Raw genomic sequence first — 20,375 nt, 5'->3', positions numbered from 1 at the left:
GCTGGTGATGCGCTGGAACAGGATCACCTCCCCACAATCAGGTGGAATGATCCGTCCACTGTCGGGCTTTCTTCCCGTGTGGCTCCTCGGCATCCACAATTCGAGCGCACCCGACGGTGGGGGTCGCAGGGATCGCACAGGCTATGGGTGAGCGGGCGGCACGGACTCCGCACGGCACGCGCCGTCCGCTCATCACATCACCGCCGTTCGCGGCACCAACGAAGGAGCGAAGCATGACCATCTCTGTCTGCGTCGTCGGCACGGTTGCGACGACCCCCAAACTGATTGCGACACCTGGCAAGGTAACGCTCTGCACGTTCCGAATCGCCGCGACCGAGCGGAAGTACGATCGCGAGCGTTCGCAGTGGGTCGATGGCGAGACCAACTGGCTGACGGTCAACACCTTTCGGGGGCTCGCCGACCACTCAGCCGCCTCGTTTTCGACCGGCGACCGCGTCATCGTAAATGGGCGATTGCGCGTCCGCGCGTGGGAGACCGAGGAGAAGTCCGGTACCTCCGTCGAAGTCGAGGCCGATGCGATCGGCCACGACCTTCGCTGGGGCACGAGCACATTTGCGAAGCAGAACGCCGCAACCCCGGCAATCGAATCCGACGCGCCAGCAACATCAGCGGATCCCGGAGCCTTCACCGATGACACGCTTACCCCCGCAGATTCCGGATGGTCGGTGACACCGGTGACCTCTGACGCTGTCGAGAGTGCGCCGTTGGGCGAAGGCGACGTCACTGAGTCGGAGGTGCTGCCGAGTGCCGCCTAACGCAGGTACTGTGCGAACGACGCCCGAACCTTATTCACCTTCGGCACGGCGACCGCGAGGCAGTATCCCTGAGTCGGATTCTTCGCGAAGAAATCCTGGTGGTATTCCTCAGCCGGATACAGCGCGCCGAGCGGTTCGATCGTCGTAACGACCGGACGAGGCCAGAGTCCGCCCGCCCGCTCGCGGGCGGACTCGAACTCGACCCGTTGCGCGTCATCTGCTGGGAACATCGCGGATCGGTATTGCGTACCCACGTCATTGCCCTGCCGGTTGAGCTGAGTCGGGTCGTGCATCGTGAAGAACGCATCCAGAATCACCGATGAAGGGATGACTTCCAGGTCGAACGTCACTGCCACGGCTTCCGCGTGCCCCGTTGCTCCCGTGCACACCTGCTCATACGTGGGATGGTCACTTTCGCCACCTGTGTAGGCCGACACCACATCAGTAACACCCCGGAGTGCGCGATACGCGGCATCCAGGCACCAGAAGCAGCCCCCGGCCAAAACGTACGTCGTGTTCGTCATTTCTCTCCTTCAGCCGGCACCCACCAGTCATCACTGGGCGAGACCGGCTGACGGCGCTTGTGCTCCGTCGCGCGGTACCGGCGCTCAAGATTCTCAACGCTTGTCGGGTCGACCGTGTTCCCGGTGAGGAACTCGTCGATCTCGGAATAGCTGACGCCAAGACTCGATTCGTCGGTCTGACCCGGCTGGTCGTCGAGCAGGTCTGCGGTCGGCGCCTTCTTCCAGAGACGCTCCGGGGCATCGAGTGCCCGCAGCAGCGAGGCACCTTGCCCCTTGGTCAATCCGTCGAGCGGCACGACGTCGGCCGCACCGTCGCCAAACTTGGTGAAGAAGCCGGTCACGGCTTCCGCAGCGTGATCCGTGCCCACGACGAGGAGTCCGCGGTCGCCCGCGATGGCGTACTGGGCGACCATGCGCATGCGGGCTTTGATGTTGCCGCGGTTGAAATCAGTGACCGGTGAGCCGAGGGCATCCGACACTGCCGCATCGAGCGCGGATGTCGCGGGCTTGATATCTACAGTCAGCGTCTGATCGGGTGCGATGAACTGGAGCGCGAGTTGCGCATCATCCTCATCCTGCTGCACGCCGTGCGGCAACCGGACGGCGACGAACTCTGCCTCGCGACCCGCGGCACGCAGGCGCTCGACAGCGAGCTGCACCAGCCGACCCGCCAACGACGAATCTTGGCCGCCTGAAATTCCGAGCACGAAGCCGCGCACTCCCGGAATGGAAGCGGCGTATGCGGCGAGAAAGGCGACGCGACGTTCGATCTCCGCCTGCGGGTCGATCTCGGGTTGCACGCCCAGGGCTTCGATGATCTGCTGCTGTGACTCGCTCATACGCACACCCTACTCCGGCCGGATTGCTGCACGGTTACAGCAGATCTTCCACGGGCAGCAGACACCGCGGGCCGAGCAGGCCCTTCAGCTCGCCGAAGAGATCAGCCGTGATGCGCACCTGCTGCGGAAGCTCGAAGACGCGGATCGCCGTCGCCGTCATCAAGTTCAAACGCACCTCGCTGTCACCCCGGTGACGCGTCAGGGTATCCTTCAACTCCCCCATCACCTTCTCGGTCGCTCGGGAGTCCGCAAGGGAGATCATCAGCATCGACGCGTCGTCTTGGGCAGAGACATCGATCGGCTTGACGCCGTAGGCGTGCATGGACATGCCATCGTCACGCGCATTCATCTTCCCTCGAAGTGCCACCACGCTGTCTGGCTGCAGCAGGCTGCCGAACTCTTGATACGACTTCCCCATGAACAGTGCCTGCACCTCGCCGGTGAAGTCCTCGATCGTGACCATGCCGTACAGGTTGCCGGACTTCGCCGTGCGGTGCTGCACACTCGTGAGGAGCCCGGCGACCGTGACAATCTCACCGTCAAAGCTCGGACTCGCTTCGGGGTTGGTCACCTGCTGCACGGTGGCACTCGCTTCTTTCGCAAGGGCGGCGTCGAGTCCGCGAAGCGGGTGATCCGAGACGTACAAGCCGAGCATCTCTCGTTCGAACGCGAGCTTGTCTTTCTTCGTCCATTCCGGGCGATCGGGTACCTGCGACACCGAATCACCGGCTCCGTCGGCCTCGGCGACTTCGGCGAACAGGCTATCGAAATCGAAACCGACATTGCCGTTCTCGGCGTCACGCTTCTCCTTGACCGAACTTTCAATCGCGGATTCGTGGATTTCGACCAATGCCCGTCGCGTGCCCCCGAGTCCGTCGAAGGCACCCGCTTTGATGAGCGATTCGATCGTGCGCTTGTTCAGCGCGACCAGCGACACCTTCTTCAGATAGTCGTGGAACGTCTCGAAGTTGCCCTTGGTCTCGCGCGCCTCCCGCACCGCCTCGACAACGTTCGTACCGACATTGCGAATCGCGCCAAGGCCGAATCGAATATCGGTGCCGACTGCGGAGAAGTTCGCGAACGATTCATTCACCGCGGGCGGCAGCACCTTGATGCCCATGCGGCGGCACTCGTTGAGGTAAATCGCGAGTTTATCTTTGGAGTCGCCGACGCTCGTCAACAGCGCCGCCATGTACTCGGCGGGATAGTGCTCTTTGAGATAGGCCGTCCAATAGCTCACCACGCCGTACGCCGCAGAGTGCGCCTTGTTGAATGCGTAGTCCGAGAAAGGCAGCAGAATGTCCCAGAGCGCTTTGACAGCCGCCTCGGAGTACCCGCGCTCTTTCATGCCGCCCGCAAAGCCTTCGTACTGCTTATCAAGCTCAGACTTCTTCTTCTTGCCCATGGCGCGCCGCAGAATATCGGCCTGGCCGAGCGAGAAGCCCGCAACCCGCTGCGCGATCGACATCACCTGCTCCTGGTAGATGATGAGGCCGTACGTTGTCTCGAGGATGTCCTTCAACGGCTCGGCCAGCTCCGGGTGAATCGGAGTGATCTCTTGCAGGCCGTTCTTGCGGAGCGCATAGTTCGTATGAGAATCGGCGCCCATGGGGCCCGGGCGGTACAGTGCGAGCACCGCGGAGATGTCTTCGAAGTTGTCGGGCTTCATGAGGCGCAGCAGGCCGCGCATCGGCCCTCCGTCGAGCTGGAACACCCCGAGTGTGTCTCCGCGCGCGAGCAACTCGTACGACGGTGCATCGTCGAGCTCGAGTCGCTCGAGGTCGAGCTCCTCGCCGCGGTTCAGGCGGATGTTCTCCAGCGCGTCCGAGATGATCGTGAGGTTGCGCAACCCCAGAAAGTCCATCTTGATCAGCCCGAGGCCCTCGCAGGTGGGGTAATCGAACTGGGTGACGATCTGACCGTCTTGCTCACGTTTCTGCAGCGGAATGATGTCGATGAGCGGATCGCTCGACATGATCACACCGGCGGCGTGCACACCCCACTGGCGCTTCAGGCCTTCAAGCCCGAGTGCGGTGTCGTAGACCGTCTTAGCCTCGGGGTCTTCCTGCAGTACTGCGCGAAACTCGGCTGCCTCTTTGTACCGCGGGTGCTTGCTGTCGGTAATCCCCGAGAGGGGGATGTCTTTGGCCATGACCGCGGGCGGCATCGCTTTGGTCAGCTTCTCGCCCATTCCGAAGGGGAACCCGAGCACGCGCGACGAGTCTTTCAGCGCCTGCTTCGATTTGATCGTGCCGTAGGTGACGATCTGAGCGACACGTTCATCGCCGTACTTTTCGGTCACGTACTTGATGACTTCGCCGCGGCGGCGATCATCGAAGTCGACGTCGAAGTCGGGCATGGAAACACGGTCGGGGTTCAGGAAGCGCTCGAAGATCAGCCCGTGCTGCAGCGGATCGAGATCGGTGATGCGCATGGCGTACGCCACCATCGAACCGGCACCCGAACCGCGGCCGGGACCCACGCGGATACCGTTGTTCTTCGACCAATTGATGAAGTCGGCGACGACGAGGAAGTAGCCGGGGAACCCCATCTGCGTGATGACGCCGATCTCGTACTCGGCCTGCTTGCGCACATCATCGGGAATGCCGTTCGGATACCGGTATCGCAGGCCTTGCTCGACTTCTTTGATGAACCAGCTATCTTCGGATTCGCCCGCGGGCACCGGGTATCGCGGCATATAGTTCGCCGAGGTGTTGAATTCCACATTGCAGCGCTCGGCAATGAGCAGGGTGTTGTCGCACGCCTCCGGGAAGTCGCGGAAAATGTGCCGCATTTCAGCGGCCGTCTTCAAGTAGTACCCCGAACCGTTGAATTGGAAGCGGTTCGGATCGTCGAGGCGCGACCCCGACTGCACGCACAGGAGCGCCGAGTGCGCCTCGGCATCGGCCTCGTGCACGTAGTGGAGGTCATTCGTCGCGACGAGTGGAATCGAGAGGTCGCGAGCGATCTTCACCAGATCGCTCTGCACACGGCGTTCGATCTCAAGCCCGTGATCCATCAGCTCGCAGAAGAAATTCTCGCGCCCGAAGATGTCCTGGAATTCTGCCGCTGCCTGGCGCGCCTCCTGGTACTGCCCCAGGCGCAGTCGAGTCTGGATCTCGCCCGACGGGCAGCCAGTCGTGGTGATCAGCCCTTTGCCGTAGGTCTGGAGGAGCTCGCGATCCATACGCGGCTTGAAGTAGTACCCCTGCATCGACGCGTAGCTCGAGAGCCGGAAGAGGTTGTGCATGCCCTCCGTCGACTCAGACAGCATGGTCATGTGCGTGTAGGCACCCGAGCCCGAGACGTCGTCGCCACCGCCGTCGCCCCAGCGCACACGAGTCTTGTCCGTGCGATGCGTGCCCGGCGTGAGGTACGCCTCAATGCCGATGATGGGATTGAGCCCGTGGTCTTTGGCCTGTCGCCAGAAGTCGAACGCACCGAACGTGTTGCCGTGGTCGGTGACCGCGATCGCCGGCATTCCCTGCGCAGCCGCGGCCTCCATGAGCGGCCCGACACGCGCCGCCCCGTCGAGCATCGAGTACTCGCTGTGCACGTGCAGATGCACGAACCCGTCTGAATCTGACACCGGTGAAACCCCTCTCGCGGACCATCACCAGGGTACTGCGCGCCTCTGACATTCGACACTTCTCGAGGGGGCGCGCGGCGCGGCGCGGTCAGGAGATCAGGCGAGCACTCCGCGCACCCAGGGGATGCAGCGCAAGAGGAGAGCGGCCCCGAGACTCAGCGCGGCGACAGCAATGGTGAGCACAGGCACCGAGATCCACGGGCTGGCGATCTCCGTCGTCATTCCGGCCTGCCTCAGGCACCACAGGAAAAAGGGATGCACGAGATAGATTCCGAATGATGCCGCGGCGAATACGGTCACCGCGCGAGACCACCCGGCGCTCAGTCGGTGCGAGACGTTCCAATCGCGCGCGCAGACGAAGACGGCGACCGCGACAACCGCCACCGTTATCGATACGAAGTCGAAGTACCGCTCATCGGTCTCTCCCGCGGCCCGCGACGCTTCGATCGTGCCCCATACGGTCGCCGCGATGCCCGCAGCCGCGCAGATGATCCACCCCACGCGTGCTCGTGTCGTGCCGCGCGCCGTGTGCAGCAGATAGCCGAGCACGAAGTAGCCGGAGTACCCGAGCACGAGGTCGAAGCGCATCGTGCCGAGCACCGACCGCAGCAGGTCGCCGGCACCGGGGATGGACTCGAGGAGCGGGAACACCGCCGCGAACGGAACCGCGAGTGCGACGAAGTACCACGAGATACGACGGTCGGTCGTGACCCGGCGCAGGATCGGCGTCGCCAGGTTCAGCCCGATCAATGCGATCAAGAACCACAGGTGAAAGTGACCGGTCACGAATTCTGAGATGAACTCCCACAGATCCTGGCTTCCACCGGGGCCGTACACCGTGAGCGCGGCGTACAGCAGCGACCACACGGCGTATCCGACCGTGAGACGTGCAATACGTCGCCGCAATGAACGTGCCCGAAGCGTGCGCCGGGGGTCGAGAAAGAGCGCTCCCGAGATCATGAAGAAAATCGGCACACAGAACCGCAGTGCGCCGTTGATCCAGGTCAACTCGACCCATCGGGTGTCGCTCATCGGAATGGCATGCCATTCGGTGATCGCCGCATGGATCCCGATCACCGCGATCGTCGCGATGACGCGCAACACCTCGAAATACTCGACGCGCTTCGGGCCGCCCTGTGCGGGAGTGGTCGTCGCTGCCTGAGTATCCATGCCTCGGAAGCGTATCAAGCTCTGTGCTGCGGGGCTCCCAGCACGTCTTCACAGCGGGGTCGTCACAGCGGTTCAAAACCTCACCGGGAGTAGGGTGAACGGACGGCGGGTACGAACGCGTTCTCCAAGCGCCCCGTTCCTGCGACGAGGTCCCATCGATATGGGCCGCCGGTGCCAGCGATACTTCGAGGAGTTGCCCAGTGAACGAACGCATCCCGCGCGTGAGCGTGGTGATTCCCGTCTACAACTCGATGCCCTACCTCACCGGGACGCTCGAGTCATTGGTCGCTCAAGACCTGCGCGATATCGAGATCATCGCCATCAACGACGGATCGACGGATGGATCGGGCGCAGAGCTCGACCGTTTCGCCGCTCGAGATGACCGGATCACCGTCGTGCACCAGGAAAACAGTGGATGGCCCGGGATGCCGCGCAATCGGGGCCTCGAACGCGCGGGGGGACGCTACGTACTGTTCATGGATGCGGATGACACGATGGTGCCGCATGCACTCCGCGTGATGGCGGATCAAGCCGACGACGCGGAGGCCGACGTCGTGATCCCTCGATTCGCCGGGACCGGAGGTCGCCACGTGCAGGCGTTGTTCGAGCGTCACCCCGAAGGCCCGATCTCGCTCGAACGCGCGATGGAGAGCCTGTCACCGCAGAAGCTCTTCCGGCGCGACATGCTGGAAGCGGAGGGACTCCGGTTCCCCGAGGGCAAAGTGCGCTTGGAAGACGGCATCTTCGTGACGCGCGCCTACGTGCTCGCCCGCCGAATCCTGTTCTCGGGAACCGGCCCGTTGTACCTCATCGCGTTGCGCGACGACGGCGGAAACATTTCGAGCCAGGCGATCGAGCCGCAGAACTATGTATCGTCATGTCGCAGCATTGCCGAGACGCTGCGTGCCGGAGTTCCAGATGCGACGCGCAGCACTACCCTCATCCGTCAGTTCTTCACTCGCAAGGGACTGCGGTTCTATGCGCCGAAGCGCTGGTTGCTCATGGATTCCGATCGTCAACACGAATGGGTTGAACTGCATCGCGCCTTCTTGAACGACTTCCTTCCCGACTCGAGCGATGCGCGGATCGCGCATCCGACGGATCGGTTGAAGCTCGAACTCATCCGGGCAGGAGACGTGCCCGGCCTGGACCGCCTCATCGCGTCGGCGCCTGAACTCGATCATCTCCCTCGAGCGCTCGGGGCTCGCGCAGTTCCCGGCGGGCTCGAATTGACCATCTCGATGTCGCCGACCTCGGACGATTCACCGTTGCGGAGTGCGGGATCGGGAATTCGAGCCCGCCTCGCGGACCGCGTGTACCGCACCTCGCGACCCTATCTCGACCGCCGCGTCGTCCGCGGAGGATCACGATGGATCGCGCGATTGCTCACCGGAGATGCCGCAGGGGCGACGCTGCTTCTTGCCGGGCGCAAGGTCGCGCGCGCGGCAGCAATTCCCGGCCGGCTCGCCTATCGCGCTGACGCGTCCTCGTCTGGCGACACCGACGGCCCCAGCTACCGATTCGTCGTGCCGAACTCGCTCCTGCGTCGATACGGTGCGGATCGCGTCGACCTCTGGACGGTCGCTCGTTCGGGGCGCCGGCTCAGTGGGGAGCGCATTCGCGTGACGGCGGATCGCAGGCCCGCTCGCGAGGTCGCCGATGTGCGGCTGTACACGACCGACCGCGGCAACCTGAGCCTGCACGGTCGCGCTGCGCGTCGCAGCACGAGCGACTAGGCGTCGAGCACGTCGAGTGCGTGCTGCAGGTCTGCAGGGTATCGACTCGAGTACGTCACCCGTTCTCCCGATCCGGGGTGACGGAAGCCGAGTCGCATCGCGTGCAGCCACTGCCGCGTGAGCCCGAGCCTGGCCGAGAGCGTCGGGTCGGCGCCGTACATGCCGTCACCCACGCACGGATGCCGCTGGGCTGCCATGTGCACTCGAATCTGGTGAGTGCGGCCCGTCTCCAACTGGATCTCGAGCAGCGTGGCATAGGGAAAGGCCTCGAGTGTTTCGTAGTGCGTCACCGAGGGTTTGCCGTCGCGAGTGACGGCAAATTTCCACTCATGACCGGGATGACGACCGATCGGCCCGTCAATGGTCCCCGCGAACGGATCCGGATGACCTTGCACGACGGCGTGATAGATCTTCTCCACTTCGCGCTCTTTGAACGCTCGTTTGAGGTCGCTGTACGCACGCTCGCTCTTGGCCACCACCATGAGTCCGCTGGTGCCCGCGTCGAGGCGATGCACGATCCCCTGCCGCTCGGGCGGGCCCGAGGTGGCGATCCGGTAGCCTGCTCCCGCCAACGCGCCCAGCACCGTGGGGCCCTGCCAGCCCAATGACGGGTGCGCAGCTACGCCCGCGGGTTTGTCGATCACGACGATTTCATCGTCATCGTGCACGATTCCGAGCTCCGGGAGGTCAACCGGAACAATCTCGGGGCCCCGCTTCTCCTGCCACGACACCTCGAGCCAGCCGCCCGCCGTCAAACGATCCGACTTGCCCAGCGTCCGTCCGTCCAGCACAACATCGCCCGAACCCGCGATCTCCGCAGCGAAACTGCGGGAGAACCCGAGCATCTTGGCGAGTGCGGCATCGACACGCTCGCCCGCGAGACCATCGGGGACCGGAAAACTACGGTGTTCCATGCGCCTGGTCTTCTGCACCGTGTGCGTCGTCGCGTGACTCCCCTGCGGGATCGGTGGCATCTGCAGCGCGCGCCGAGTCGCGGTTGCTGCGAGGTCGAGCATCGATCGAGACGCCGAGAAGCGTAATCAGGATGAACAGGATCATCCCGGAGACGATGGCGATGTCGGCGATGTTGTAGATCGCCTCATTGAAGCCGAGCCACAACCAGGGCGTCGAGATGAAGTCGATCACATGGCCCTGCGGAAAACCCGGCTCACGGGTCAACCGATCCGTGAGATTGCCGAGCACCCCACCGAGGAGCAATCCGAGGAACAGCGCCCACGCAACCGAGCGGAGTCGTCGAATCTGCCAGAGAACAACCACGACGACGGCGACCGCCAGGATGGTGAAGATCCAGGTCGAACCGGTTGCGAAGGAGAACGCGGCTCCGGGGTTGCGCACGAAGTGCCACCGCAGCAGCTCGCCCCACACGGGCACCGTCTGGCCCTCGACCAGATGGTCGACGACCCAGTTCTTCACGAGTTGATCGGCAGAGAACACTACGGCCGCCACTCCCAGAAGGAGCAGCGGCACAAGCGCACGCCTTCGCGAGGCGGTGGGGATGCCCACCGCCTCGGAACCGTTGTTCACGTTCGCGACTACTACTGCAGGCCGTCAGGCGCGCCGGCCGGCTCAGGGGAGCCGTCGAGTCCGCGCAGCTGCGACTGAATGTAGGAGCGAAGCGTAGAACGGTACTCGCTCTCGAACTGACGCAGGTCCTTGATCTTGAACTGCAGGTCGCTGCGCTCTTCACCGAGCTGACGAAGTTCTTCAGCCCGCTGCTTCTGAGCCTCATCGACGAGCTGCTTGGCGGTGCGCTCGGCGTCCTGGATCATTTGATCGCGCTTCGCCTCAGCGTCCGAGATGAGCTTGTCGCGGGTGGCTTCGCCCTCGTGCACGTGCTTGTCGTGCAACTCGAGCGCCAACTGGAGCATTGCGCTCGACTTGACCGCATCGGGCTGCGGAAGCGCAGTGTCGGTCGAGGCGGCCGGTGCCGATACGACGGGCGCTGCCACCGGCTGCGGTGCCGGCGCCTCGACCACGATGGTCTGCTCAGATGCTGCGCCGTCGGAGGCGTCAGCGCTCTCCGCCGCAGCAGTGCTCGACCCGGCGGCCGCGAGCTGCGCGGTCAGATCGTCGATCTGCGAGCGCAGTTCGGCCTTCTCCTGCTCGTGCTGGCGCAGCTCTTCGACGATGGTGTCGAGGAAATCATCGACCTGGTCGAGATCGTAGCCATCGCGGAACTTGGTGATCGTGAACTTCTGGTTCACGACATCTTCGGGAGTCAAGGCCATCGTTACGTCTCTTTCGCTTCGGGACCACTGACGTGGTCTAGAACAACGCTAGCAAATAAAGTCGGGTTCGCGCAGGCGAAGCGCAGCTGACTACAGGGCGGAAAGGATCGCGATGAGGATCCAGCACGCGATCATCGTAAGCATCCACCCCAGATCGAGCGCCACCTGACCGAGTCGAATCGGCGGAAACACCCTCCGGAACAGCTTGATCGGCGGGTCGGTCACCGAGTACACGAGCTCGACCAGCACGACCCAGAATCCGCGGGGCCTGAAATTGCGATTGAGTACGGTGACCCAGTCGAGCACGAACCTCGCCCACAGCACGAAAGTGTAGACGCGCAGCGCGAGGATCAGAATGAAGGCGATCGCCCCAACGATCTGCACGCTCAGGCCGAGGGCGCGACGAAGAACGAACCACTGTCGCTCTTCTGAGAGTCATCACCAGCGGTTTCGATGTGCTCGGGCGAGAGCAGGAAGACCTTGCTCGTGACACGTTCGATGCGCCCGTGCAGGCCCATCGTCAGACCGCTCGCGAAATCGATCAGGCGCTTGGCGTCGCCGTCGTTCATGCGCGACACATTGACGATGACGGGAACACCGTCGCGAAAACTCTCCGCAATGACCGTGGCATCGCCGTACGCCGTCGGGTGCACCGTAAGGATCTCGTTCAACGCCTGTGGCGCCGCCTGGCGTGTCGGAGTCACGCGGCGGAGCGGGGTCACGGACGCGCGCTGGGGCGCCTGGCGCGGCGCGTCGGCCTTCGGCGCAGATGCCGCGGGCTGGGCAGCGCGGGGGGCCGCCGGCTGCGGCGACTCGGTGCTCTGCGCGTCGAGGTCTTCCTCGGCGAGGCCCAGGAACACCATGGTCTTCTTCAGCGGGTTGCTCATTGTTTCTCCCAACGGTGCGGTGTTTCGAGACTACCGGGGGTCCGGGCGTTTCCCCGTGATTGCACTGCCGATCCGCAGGTGTGTCGCGCCGGCGGCAATGGCCTCCCGGAAGTCGTGCGTCATGCCCGCAGAAATGTCGGTCGCCTCCGGTGCGAGCGTGCGCACGCGATCGGAGTACTGGGCGAGACGCTCGAATGCCGCGGCTGGCGGCTCTTCGAGCGGCGCAACAGCCATCACACCGCGCAGGCGAAGATCTTCGGCGCGCAATGTGCGCTCGGCGAGTGCTTCGAGCCCTTCGGGTGCAACTCCCCCGCGCCCCGGATCGTCGGTGAGGTTGATCTGGAGAAACACGTCGAGCGGCGTACCGACACCATCCAGGGCATCAACGAGACGCTCGCGATCGATGGAATGAATCGCACGGGCGTAGCGGGCGGCCTGGCGCGCCTTCTTCGTCTGCAACTGCCCGATGAAGTGCCAGGACAGTGCGGGATCAGCGACCGCATCCGCCTTGTCCTGGGCTTCCTGGTGCCGGTTTTCACCCACATCGCGAACGCCGTGCGCTGCGAGTTCCGTGACCAGTGCAGCCGGGTGAAACTTGGTCACCACGATCAGCGTCAGGTCGTCGGGCTCCCGCTCGACGACCCGGGCAGCATCAGCGATCTCGGCGCGCACCGAGGCGAGGCGCTCCCCGAGCCCCGGGTATGCGAGCGTTGCATCGTCTGCCATGTGCGCGAACCGTCGCCGCTACCGGAGGAACTCGGGGATATCGAGATCGTCGTCGTCATCTCCGTCGAATGCCGGATCCGACAACTGCGCCTCGACCGGAGGGTTGGAGAGCACCTCGCCGAACTGCCCGGTCGGCGGATTCTGCGTAGCGGCCTCGCGATCCTGCGATGCATTGAATCCCGGGTACCCCAGGCCGGTGGCCTCGGCGGTCGCACCCGCGGCGCGCGACGCCGGAGCGGCGACGTCTTCCAGGCTCTCGACATGGCTGCCGCGCCGCCCGCGCTCGGGGCCGGTCACCTGCGGGCTCGGCTCCTCGTCGAAGCCGGCAGCGATCACGGTGACACGGACTTCATCACCGAGCGTGTCATCGATGACGGTACCGAAAATGATGTTGGCTTCGGGGTGCACGACGTCCTGCACCAGGGTTGAGGCCTCGTAGATCTCACTGAGCGCGAGGTTGGATGATCCCTGAATCGACAGCAGCACGCCGTGCGCGCCTTCGACCGATGCTTCGAGCAGCGGCGATGCGACGGCGAGTTCTGCGGCCTTGATCGCCCGGTCGGCTCCCCGTGCGGAACCGATGCCCATGAGTGCCGCACCCGCGCCCTGCATGACCGACTTGACGTCGGCGAAATCGAGGTTGATGAGACCCGGCGTCGTGATGAGGTCGGTGATCCCCGAGACTCCGGCGAGCAGCACCTGGTCCGCGGCGGCGAAGGCTTCGATCATGCTGATACCCGGCTCGCTGATGTCGAGCAGGCGATCGTTCGGCACGACGATGAGCGTATCCACGGCCTCGCGAAGCGTGTGCACGCCGGAGTCGGCCTGCGCGGCGCGGCGCTTCCCCTCGAAGCTGAACGGTCGAGTGACGACGCCGATGGTGAGTGCGCCGATCGACTTCGCGATGCGTGCGACCACGGGAGCGGCGCCGGTTCCGGTGCCGCCGCCCTCACCCGCGGTGACGAAGACCATGTCGGCCCCCGACAGGGCCTCCTCGATCTCCTCGGCGTGATCCTCGGCCGCACGTCGCCCGACCTCGGGGTCCGCGCCGGCACCGAGACCGCGGGTCAGTTCACGCCCGACATCGAGCTTGACGTCGGCATCGCTCAGCAGCAGCGCCTGCGCATCGGTGTTGACAGCGATGAACTCGACACCGCGGAGCCCGAGCTCGATCATGCGGTTGACGGCGTTCACGCCGCCGCCGCCGACGCCGACGACCTTGATCACCGCAAGGTAGTTCTGGTTCGCTGACACGTGGTTCCTCCGCCCCTAACCTTCAACCTCTACTTAAGGTTGAGTGTTAGTATCGCCGTATACATTTCCTGCGCCCCACCGTATGGGGAGCGACCCGCCGCAAGAGTCAGACACGCCGCGACCGGCACGAAACTTCGCCCGAACGCGTCCGCGCGTGTGCCGCCACGCCGTTACTGCACGAATACCGGAGCTTCGGACGACGAGACGTCGATTCGGCTCACAGACTGATCGGCGAGCGCGGTGAGCATGGTTTGCAGCACCACTGCCTTGCGACGCGTATCCGTCGCGTCACCCCAGAGCACTTCAATACCCGAGGCGAGCGTCAACGTCACGTCCTGCGCACTCGTCGCCGTCGCGCCCACGATCTGAGCCCGAAGCTCGTCGGGCATGTCGCGCAACGATCGAGCAGCCGAGTGAAACGCGTCGGAATCGAGGTCAGAGAGCGCTCCACCGGCAACCGGCACTCCAGCCGGCGCCGCCTCTGCGGTGCCCAGCAGCACTCCTGCCGCATCGACCATCGAGACCCCCGCGTCACCGGCGACCGAGAGCACGGGCACACGTTCTTGGATCCGCACAATCAGAGTGTGCGGCGGCACGCGCTCAACGGCATAGCGTTGGATGACCGGGAACGGTTCGAGCGCGCGATGCACCTCTGCATCGTCGACGAGAGCGAGGGGCACACCGGTAAAGCGCTGCAGGGCCGCCGAGATGTCTGCTTCGTTGACCGTCGCCGCACCCTCGACGCGCACGTCGCGCACGGCCATGAGTGGCGTGAACACCCCTGCCGCAACGAAGAGGGCGAGGGCGGCGACGGCGCTTCCGGCGATAATCCAGAATCGCCGTCTCCCTCTCGATGCAGCAGAGAAACGCTTCCGTTCCAGGCGGAAGCGTGCGCGCCGCTGCTTCGCGGCAGCTTTCAGTCGACGTTCTGCGGCACGCACACTGTCGGCCTCGCCCCGATCGCGCCAGCGTTCCGGCGACGTCTCTGCCCCCGCACGAATCGCGCGCACGTCACTGAGGTCGACCGTCGGTGCCACCGCTGCCTCGCCGCTCGACGATTCGGCGTCATCAGCTGCGGAAGTGGAGGAGCCCGCTTCGGGCGCTGTCTCTCCCCCGGTACCGGACCCGGATGCGTTCAGCGGGCTGCGTGCACCGACGCGGCGACCTCGGAGCCGATCCACAATCGATGGCGCGTCGCCGAGCTCCGCCGCGCTTGCGTCGAACGGCGTTGCATCGCGCGCCGGCTCCGGCGTGCGCGGCTCCGGGGAAGCGGGCCGCGATGCTTCGGGCTCTGGCTCTGGCGAGCGATCGAACCCGCTCGGCCGCTTCACCGCGCCTCGGGCTCGAACCGGTCGCGCAGCGCCTCGACGACCTGGGGAATGATGCGATACACCGTGCCGCAGCTCATCGTGACCATGACGTCACCGGGTCGAGCGATCTCGGCAAGGTACGCCGCGGCATCGCCCCACTCAGGCAAATAGGTCACTCGCTCAGCATCGACGAAGTCGTCAGACACGAGCGCGCCGGTCACCTCGGGCACCGGATCCTCGCGTGCGCCGTCAACAGCGAGCACCACAGTGTGATCAGCACCCTGCTCGAGCACCTCGGCAAATTCGCGATGGAACAGGCGCGTGCGGCTGTAGAGGTGCGGTTGGTGGATCGCGATGAGCCGCCCGTCCCCGACCACCGCGCGCGCGGAATCCAGCAGAGCAGCGACCTCGGTCGGGTGGTGCGCGTAGTCGTCATAGACTCGCACTCCGCCCACCTCAGCGTGGAATTCGAACCGTCGCTTCGTACCCCCGAATGCGGCGATCGCATCGAGTGCCGCTTCGGGAGCCCAGCCGAGCCCGGTCAGCACCGCGAGCGCACCGACGGCATTCACGGCGTTGTGCGTGCCGAACACGGAAAGCTGCGCGCTGTAGCGCTCGCCTGCGATTTCGACGGCGAAACGCACCGGCCCCGAGTCATCGATCTCGACGATGCGCACGTCGGCGCTTTCGTCTCTGCCAAAGGTGCGAATCGAAGCAGCACTCCCCTGCGCACGCACAGCCACGAGCACTTCGCGTGCGCCCGGGTCGTCCGCAGAGATGACGATCTGCTCGCTCGCCCCGCGGGCGAAATCGACGAATGCCTGCATGAATGCTTCGCGCGAGCCGTAGAAGTCGAGGTGCTCGGGATCGACGTTGGTGATCAGCGCGACGGCCGTGTCGTAGAGCAGGAAGGACTTGTCTGATTCATCCGCTTCGATCACGAAGAGGTCGTCTGCTCCGGTTCCGGAACTCGTTCCCAACGACTCAATAATGCCGCCGTTGACGAACGACGGATCGGCGCCGAGTCCGTGCAATCCGGTCACGAGCATGCCCGTTGATGTCGTCTTTCCGTGCGCGCCGGCAACTGCGACCAGTCGCCCGGAACGCGCGAGCCAGGCGAGCGCCTGTGAGCGGTGCAGCACCGGAATTCCGGCCTCCAGTGCGCGCTGGTACTCGGGGTTGTCCGTCCAGAGTGCACCCGTCACGACAAGGGTGTCCGCGTCGCCGACGTTCGCCGCATCGTGGCCGATGCTCACCTGAATGCCGAGTGCCTCGAGCGCCGCGGTTGAGTAGTTCGCGCTTCGGTCAGAACCGGTGACACGCACCCCCGCCTGATGCAGCATGCGGGCGATTCCGCTCATGCCCGAACCGCCGATACCGACGAAATGGACGTTGCCGAGATCTTCAGGGATCTCCAGCTCGAGATCGGGATAGATCATGGCGCCTCCTCAGCACGAACCGACAATCAAGAGTATCGCGCGACGCCCGCGCGACGAGTTCACGCGCTGCGCGTCGCGCTCAACGCTTCGCGCACGAGGCCCAGCAATCGCGCCGTTCCATCGAGCGAGCCGGCGCGGCGCGCGCGCTCCGACATGTCCGCGAGTCGCGCATCATCGACGATCAGCGGGATCAACGTGTGCCGCACCCATTCGGCGCCGAGTTCGCCGTCATCCACCAGCAGCGCACCGCCCGCTTCGACGACGCCCGCCGCGTTGAAACGCTGCTCGCCGTTGCCGACCGAATAGGGCACGAGTACTGACGGAATTCCCAGTCCGGCAAGCTCGCTCACGGTGGTCGATCCCGCGCGCGACACCGCAAGATCACAGGCAGCGAAGGCCAGATCCATGCGATCGCAATACGGCACCACTGAGTAGCCCGGCACTCCCGGGTCGGCGAGCTCGGTCAGTCCGCCCCAGACGTGCAGCACCTGTACGCCGGACGACACCAGTTCGCGGGCCGAACCAGAAACTCCCTGGTTCAACGCCCGCGCGCCAAGGGACCCGCCAGTGACGAGCAATGTGCGGTGGTCGGGTGCGAGCCCGAAGTGGGCACGGGCCTCGGCACGAAGCGCCTGCCGATCGAGCCCCGCGATCTCGGGCCGCAGCGGCATTCCGGTCACGCGGGCGCCGGAGATCGGGGTGCCCGCAAACGTCACCCCGACGTACGGCGTGCTCCGTGCACCGAGCTTGTTCGCCATACCTGGCTTCGCGTTCGCCTCGTGAATCACCACGGGAATGCGTTCGCGCGCGCCGGCACGATACGCCGGAGCCGCCGCGTACCCGCCGAATCCGACAACCACATCGATGTTGCGCTCACGAATCAGGGCGCGCACCTGGGAAACCGCACGAGCGAATCGCCAGGGAAAACGGAGCGCGGCGAGGTTTGGGCGACGCGGGAACGGCAGCCGTTCGATGTGCACGAGCTCGTATCCGCGTTCCGGCACCAGTCGCGCTTCCAGCCCTTCCCGGGTGCCGAGCACCACGATCACCGCGTCCGGCTCCTCGGCACGGATCTGATCGGCGAGGGCGAGTAGCGGATTCACGTGCCCAGCGGTGCCGCCGCCGGCGAGCAGATAGTGGGTCATTGCGGTGAGATCTCCTCTGAATGCTGTGCGGTATCGCGCGCGATCGAAATCACCACGCCGATGGCGATGAGACACGCAATCAGTGCGGTGCCTCCCGAGCTGATGAGCGGTAGCGGCACCCCGAGCACGGGGAGGATACCGACGACGACGCCGATGTTCACAAATGCCTGACCCACGATCCACACGAGGATGCCCCCGACGACCGTGCGGCCGAAGCGGTCCCGTGTACGCGTAATGAGACGCAGCATGACCACCGTGAGCACGACGAACAGCGCGATGACCAGCAGCGCGCCGATGAAGCCGAGCTCCTCGCCGATGATGGCGAAGATGTAGTCGTTGTCGGCCGCGGGGAGCCACGACCACTTTGCCTTCGAATTGCCCAAGCCGACCCCGAAGAACCCGCCGCCAGCGAGCGCCCAGAGCCCGTGGGTCGCCTGCCAGTCGATGCCGCTGTAGTCGTCGGTGCCGCCGGCGTGGCTGAGGAGCCGCTGCATGCGGTTCGGGCTGGACAGCACGAAGAAGGCCACCGCCAGGGCCCCGCCCAGAGCGGTCACCCCGAGTGTCTTCCAGCTGATGCCCCCGAAGTACATCGCTCCGAACACGATGGCCGCCATGATGAGCACCGTGCCGAGATCTCGGCCGAGCAGCACCACGCCGAGCGCGATGACGGCACCCGGCAGCACCACCGGAATGAGTTCGTGTCGCATTTGCCCGAGAAGCGGTTCCTTGCGCTGCAAGACGGCACCGACCCAGACCACGAGGGCGAGTTTCAGCGCTTCAGAAGGCTGAGCCGTGAACCCGCCGATCTGAATCCAGTTGCGGTTGCCGTAGACCTCGACGCCGAGTGGCGTGAACACGAGCAGCTGCAGCACGATGCCGATGCCGAGGAACAGCCACGCGTACCGCTTCCAGAAGCGCATCGGCATCGCGGCTGCCACCAGCATCAACGGAATGCCGATCACCGCGAAGATCACCTGTCGCCAGAAACCGCCGAAGAAGCCCTGGTCCGCAAGATAGGAGGTGATCGAAGATGACGACAGCACCATGATGAGACCGAACCCCACCAAGAGGAAGGTGATGGTGTAGAGCGCGACGACGGTGCGATCCGACCCGGTGCGCAGCACCCCGCCCAGGCGGATGATCGCCTGAATCGGAGCTTTGCCCGTACCCTCGCTCGGCCCCGCGCCCGCTGACATCACTCCAGCTCTCGCACAGCCGCCTGGAACCGACGGCCGCGATCAGAGTAACTCTCGAACTGGTCCATCGAGGCCGCCGCCGGCGAGAGCAGCACGATGTCTCCGGGTTGGCCGATCCCGAGCGCCTCCGTCACGACCGCACGCATGATCCCATCCGCATCCAGGTCTGCGTCGACGATGTCGACCACCGGGCGTTCGCCGAGGTGCCGCCGCAGCGCCTCGAGCACGGGAGCTCGATCCCGGCCGATGACGATGGCGCCCCGCAGTCGATGCGCGTGGGCGCTCACGAGCGCGTCGATATCAACACCCTTGAGAAGCCCTCCCAGCACCCAGACGACATCGGTCAACGCACGCAAAGAGGCGTCGGCAGCGTGCGCGTTCGTCGCCTTCGAATCATCGATCCAGCGCAAATCGCGGATTGCACCGAGTTGCTGCGCACGGTGGGGATCCGGCGTAAAGCTCAGGATCGCACTCGCGATTTCGCCGGGTTCGACTCCGCGCGAACGTGCGAGTGCGCTCGCGGCGAGGATGTTCTGCACCATATGGGGCGCACCGAGATCGTGATCGGCGAGCTCGTCGACGGTCACCAGCTCATACGCTTCGGATCGCCGACCCGCATGGAACCCGCGATCGACGAGAATTCCCTCGACCACCCCGAATCCGCTTGAGGGCGGGGTGTCGAGACCGAAGCTGATCGCGCGAGCACCCTCGATCACGTCGGCTGCCTCGACCATGCGTTCCGTCTCGGCGTCCGCGCGGTTGTAGACGCACGCGACTTGCGTGCGCTCGTACACCTTTGCCTTTGCGGCCCAGTAAGCCGCGGGGCTCCCGTGCCAATCGAGATGGTCGTCAGCGAAGTTCAGGCACGCACTCGCGTACGGCGATATCTCGCCGAGGCGCTCGAGCTGAAAGCTCGACAGTTCCACGACGATGACGTCGTAGCCCTGCGGATCACGGAGCGCGTCGAGAATCGGCGTGCCGATGTTCCCCGCCGGCGTGACCCGAAGTCCCCCCGCCGCGAGCATGTGCGCGGTGAGCTGAGTGGTCGTGGTCTTTCCGTTGGTGCCGGTGATGCAGATCCAGTCGGCAACGCGATCCGTCTTATCGCGCAGGCGCCATCCGAGCTCGATATCGCCCCACACCGTCACCCCGCGCTCGATTGCCCACGTCGTCAGTGGGTGGTCGGGTCGGTAACCCGGCGACACCACGATCAGTTCGGGATCGAAGTCCGCGAGATCCGCGAGCTGCGCCGCGTCATCGTCAGCCACAAATCGTTCCGCACCGATGACGTCGAGCAGCCGTTCGCGCTCCGCATTGGTCGCTCCGAAGATCACCCGCACCCTCGCGCCGAGTTCGACCAGCGTGTCGGCGACCGAGAACCCGGTCACGCCGAGGCCGAGCACGGCCACGCGCAGTCCACTCCAGTCGTGGTGCCAACTGGAGAGCGCCGAGACTCTGTCGGCCACCAGACGTGCGTAGATTGCCGCCGGCCGCCCGGGTTCCTGCGCCTCCGCGTTCGTGTCACCCATGCTCAT

At 65.0% G+C, this 20,375-nt stretch carries 18 protein-coding genes; 2 read left to right on the top strand and 16 right to left on the bottom strand.

The window, feature by feature from the left end; genetic code table 11:
* Window positions 1-233: 233 nt before the first annotated feature.
* On the top strand, window positions 234-776 hold the full coding sequence (gene ssb / locus ACZF5Y_RS06955; protein WP_497535077.1) for a single-stranded DNA-binding protein: 543 nt from the start codon (window positions 234-236) through the stop codon (window positions 774-776).
* Here the strand turns inward: ssb and msrA are convergent.
* The 4 genes from msrA to ACZF5Y_RS06935 all read right to left on the bottom strand — a co-directional run bounded on the left by msrA (window position 773) and on the right by ACZF5Y_RS06935 (window position 6,898).
* Complete coding sequence (gene msrA, locus ACZF5Y_RS06950) at window positions 773-1,300, bottom strand: peptide-methionine (S)-S-oxide reductase MsrA (RefSeq protein ID WP_497535076.1); 528 nt, start codon at window positions 1,298-1,300, stop codon at window positions 773-775. The genes ssb and msrA overlap by 4 nt on opposite strands.
* Window positions 1,297-2,139 carry an NAD(+) synthase gene (gene nadE / locus ACZF5Y_RS06945; protein WP_497535075.1) on the bottom strand — a complete coding sequence of 281 codons (843 nt, stop codon included), beginning with the start codon at window positions 2,137-2,139 and terminating at the stop codon, window positions 1,297-1,299. Before nadE ends, msrA begins: the two co-directional genes overlap by 4 nt.
* 34 nt (window positions 2,140-2,173) lie before the next feature.
* On the bottom strand, window positions 2,174-5,677 hold the full coding sequence (gene dnaE, locus ACZF5Y_RS06940) for a DNA polymerase III subunit alpha (RefSeq protein ID WP_497535309.1): 3,504 nt from the start codon (window positions 5,675-5,677) through the stop codon (window positions 2,174-2,176).
* 147 nt (window positions 5,678-5,824) lie between these two features.
* Window positions 5,825-6,898, bottom strand: coding sequence for an acyltransferase (locus tag ACZF5Y_RS06935; RefSeq protein ID WP_497535074.1), 1,074 nt, complete (start codon window positions 6,896-6,898; stop codon window positions 5,825-5,827).
* A 200-nt stretch (window positions 6,899-7,098) separates the two neighbouring features.
* Between ACZF5Y_RS06935 and ACZF5Y_RS06930 the strand changes: the two genes are divergently transcribed.
* Entirely contained in the window at window positions 7,099-8,634 is a 1,536-nt protein-coding gene (locus ACZF5Y_RS06930; RefSeq protein ID WP_497535073.1) for a glycosyltransferase family 2 protein, read from the top strand.
* Here the strand turns inward: ACZF5Y_RS06930 and ACZF5Y_RS06925 are convergent.
* The 12 genes from ACZF5Y_RS06925 to murD all read right to left on the bottom strand — a co-directional run bounded on the left by ACZF5Y_RS06925 (window position 8,631) and on the right by murD (window position 20,369).
* On the bottom strand, window positions 8,631-9,548 hold the full coding sequence (locus tag ACZF5Y_RS06925; protein WP_497535072.1) for an RluA family pseudouridine synthase: 918 nt from the start codon (window positions 9,546-9,548) through the stop codon (window positions 8,631-8,633). The genes ACZF5Y_RS06930 and ACZF5Y_RS06925 overlap by 4 nt on opposite strands.
* Entirely contained in the window at window positions 9,535-10,179 is a 645-nt protein-coding gene (gene lspA, locus ACZF5Y_RS06920) for a signal peptidase II (RefSeq protein WP_497535071.1), read from the bottom strand. Before lspA ends, ACZF5Y_RS06925 begins: the two co-directional genes overlap by 14 nt.
* An 11-nt stretch (window positions 10,180-10,190) precedes the next feature.
* The gene (locus tag ACZF5Y_RS06915; RefSeq protein ID WP_053352915.1) at window positions 10,191-10,883 is read right to left on the bottom strand and encodes a DivIVA domain-containing protein; all 693 of its coding nucleotides are present in this window, start codon (window positions 10,881-10,883) and stop codon (window positions 10,191-10,193) included.
* Window positions 10,884-10,973: 90 nt separating this feature from the next.
* Complete coding sequence (locus ACZF5Y_RS06910) at window positions 10,974-11,267, bottom strand: YggT family protein (RefSeq protein WP_497535070.1); 294 nt, start codon at window positions 11,265-11,267, stop codon at window positions 10,974-10,976.
* A 2-nt stretch (window positions 11,268-11,269) separates the two neighbouring features.
* Window positions 11,270-11,770 (bottom strand): cell division protein SepF, encoded by a 501-nt coding sequence (locus ACZF5Y_RS06905; RefSeq protein WP_053385773.1) that lies wholly within the window; start codon window positions 11,768-11,770, stop codon window positions 11,270-11,272.
* 30 nt (window positions 11,771-11,800) lie between these two features.
* Complete coding sequence (locus ACZF5Y_RS06900) at window positions 11,801-12,496, bottom strand: YggS family pyridoxal phosphate-dependent enzyme (protein ID WP_497535069.1); 696 nt, start codon at window positions 12,494-12,496, stop codon at window positions 11,801-11,803.
* An 18-nt stretch (window positions 12,497-12,514) separates the two neighbouring features.
* Window positions 12,515-13,750, bottom strand: coding sequence for a cell division protein FtsZ (ftsZ, locus tag ACZF5Y_RS06895; protein ID WP_497535068.1), 1,236 nt, complete (start codon window positions 13,748-13,750; stop codon window positions 12,515-12,517).
* A 170-nt stretch (window positions 13,751-13,920) separates the two neighbouring features.
* Window positions 13,921-15,081 carry a cell division protein FtsQ/DivIB gene (locus ACZF5Y_RS06890; RefSeq protein WP_497535067.1) on the bottom strand — a complete coding sequence of 387 codons (1,161 nt, stop codon included), beginning with the start codon at window positions 15,079-15,081 and terminating at the stop codon, window positions 13,921-13,923.
* Window positions 15,078-16,499, bottom strand: coding sequence for a UDP-N-acetylmuramate--L-alanine ligase (gene murC / locus ACZF5Y_RS06885; protein ID WP_497535066.1), 1,422 nt, complete (start codon window positions 16,497-16,499; stop codon window positions 15,078-15,080). The genes ACZF5Y_RS06890 and murC overlap by 4 nt, the downstream gene beginning before the upstream one ends.
* 59 nt (window positions 16,500-16,558) lie before the next feature.
* A complete protein-coding gene (locus ACZF5Y_RS06880) occupies window positions 16,559-17,644 on the bottom strand; it encodes a UDP-N-acetylglucosamine--N-acetylmuramyl-(pentapeptide) pyrophosphoryl-undecaprenol N-acetylglucosamine transferase (RefSeq protein WP_497535065.1) in 1,086 nt (361 codons plus the stop codon).
* Window positions 17,641-18,840 carry a putative lipid II flippase FtsW gene (ftsW, locus tag ACZF5Y_RS06875; RefSeq protein WP_497535064.1) on the bottom strand — a complete coding sequence of 400 codons (1,200 nt, stop codon included), beginning with the start codon at window positions 18,838-18,840 and terminating at the stop codon, window positions 17,641-17,643. The genes ACZF5Y_RS06880 and ftsW overlap by 4 nt, the downstream gene beginning before the upstream one ends.
* Window positions 18,840-20,369 (bottom strand): UDP-N-acetylmuramoyl-L-alanine--D-glutamate ligase, encoded by a 1,530-nt coding sequence (murD, locus tag ACZF5Y_RS06870; protein ID WP_497535308.1) that lies wholly within the window; start codon window positions 20,367-20,369, stop codon window positions 18,840-18,842. The genes ftsW and murD overlap by 1 nt, the downstream gene beginning before the upstream one ends.
* Window positions 20,370-20,375 lie beyond the last annotated feature (6 nt).

This window comes from Leucobacter sp. WKLB1 (assembly GCF_059696215.1).
The sequence above is the reverse complement of the archived record's forward strand: the minus strand, read 5'-3'. Positions and strand labels throughout refer to the sequence as shown.

Excerpts from the sequence above, each read along its gene's own strand:
- ACZF5Y_RS06880 (WP_497535065.1), bottom strand. The coding sequence starts at position 17,644 with ATGACCCACTATCTGCTCGCCGGCGGCGGCACCGCTGGGCACGTGAAT.
- ACZF5Y_RS06935 (WP_497535074.1), bottom strand. The coding sequence starts at position 6,898 with ATGGATACTCAGGCAGCGACGACCACTCCCGCACAGGGCGGCCCGAAG.
- ssb (WP_497535077.1), top strand. The coding sequence starts at position 234 with ATGACCATCTCTGTCTGCGTCGTCGGCACGGTTGCGACGACCCCCAAA.
- murD (WP_497535308.1), bottom strand. The coding sequence starts at position 20,369 with ATGGGTGACACGAACGCGGAGGCGCAGGAACCCGGGCGGCCGGCGGCA.
- dnaE (WP_497535309.1), bottom strand. The coding sequence starts at position 5,677 with ATGCTCGACGGGGCGGCGCGTGTCGGGCCGCTCATGGAGGCCGCGGCT.
- ACZF5Y_RS06900 (WP_497535069.1), bottom strand. The coding sequence starts at position 12,496 with ATGGCAGACGATGCAACGCTCGCATACCCGGGGCTCGGGGAGCGCCTC.
- ftsW (WP_497535064.1), bottom strand. The coding sequence starts at position 18,840 with ATGTCAGCGGGCGCGGGGCCGAGCGAGGGTACGGGCAAAGCTCCGATT.
- ACZF5Y_RS06905 (WP_053385773.1), bottom strand. The coding sequence starts at position 11,770 with ATGAGCAACCCGCTGAAGAAGACCATGGTGTTCCTGGGCCTCGCCGAG.
- ACZF5Y_RS06915 (WP_053352915.1), bottom strand. The coding sequence starts at position 10,883 with ATGGCCTTGACTCCCGAAGATGTCGTGAACCAGAAGTTCACGATCACC.
- murC (WP_497535066.1), bottom strand. The coding sequence starts at position 16,499 with ATGATCTATCCCGATCTCGAGCTGGAGATCCCTGAAGATCTCGGCAAC.
- msrA (WP_497535076.1), bottom strand. The coding sequence starts at position 1,300 with ATGACGAACACGACGTACGTTTTGGCCGGGGGCTGCTTCTGGTGCCTG.
- nadE (WP_497535075.1), bottom strand. The coding sequence starts at position 2,139 with ATGAGCGAGTCACAGCAGCAGATCATCGAAGCCCTGGGCGTGCAACCC.
- ACZF5Y_RS06925 (WP_497535072.1), bottom strand. The coding sequence starts at position 9,548 with ATGGAACACCGTAGTTTTCCGGTCCCCGATGGTCTCGCGGGCGAGCGT.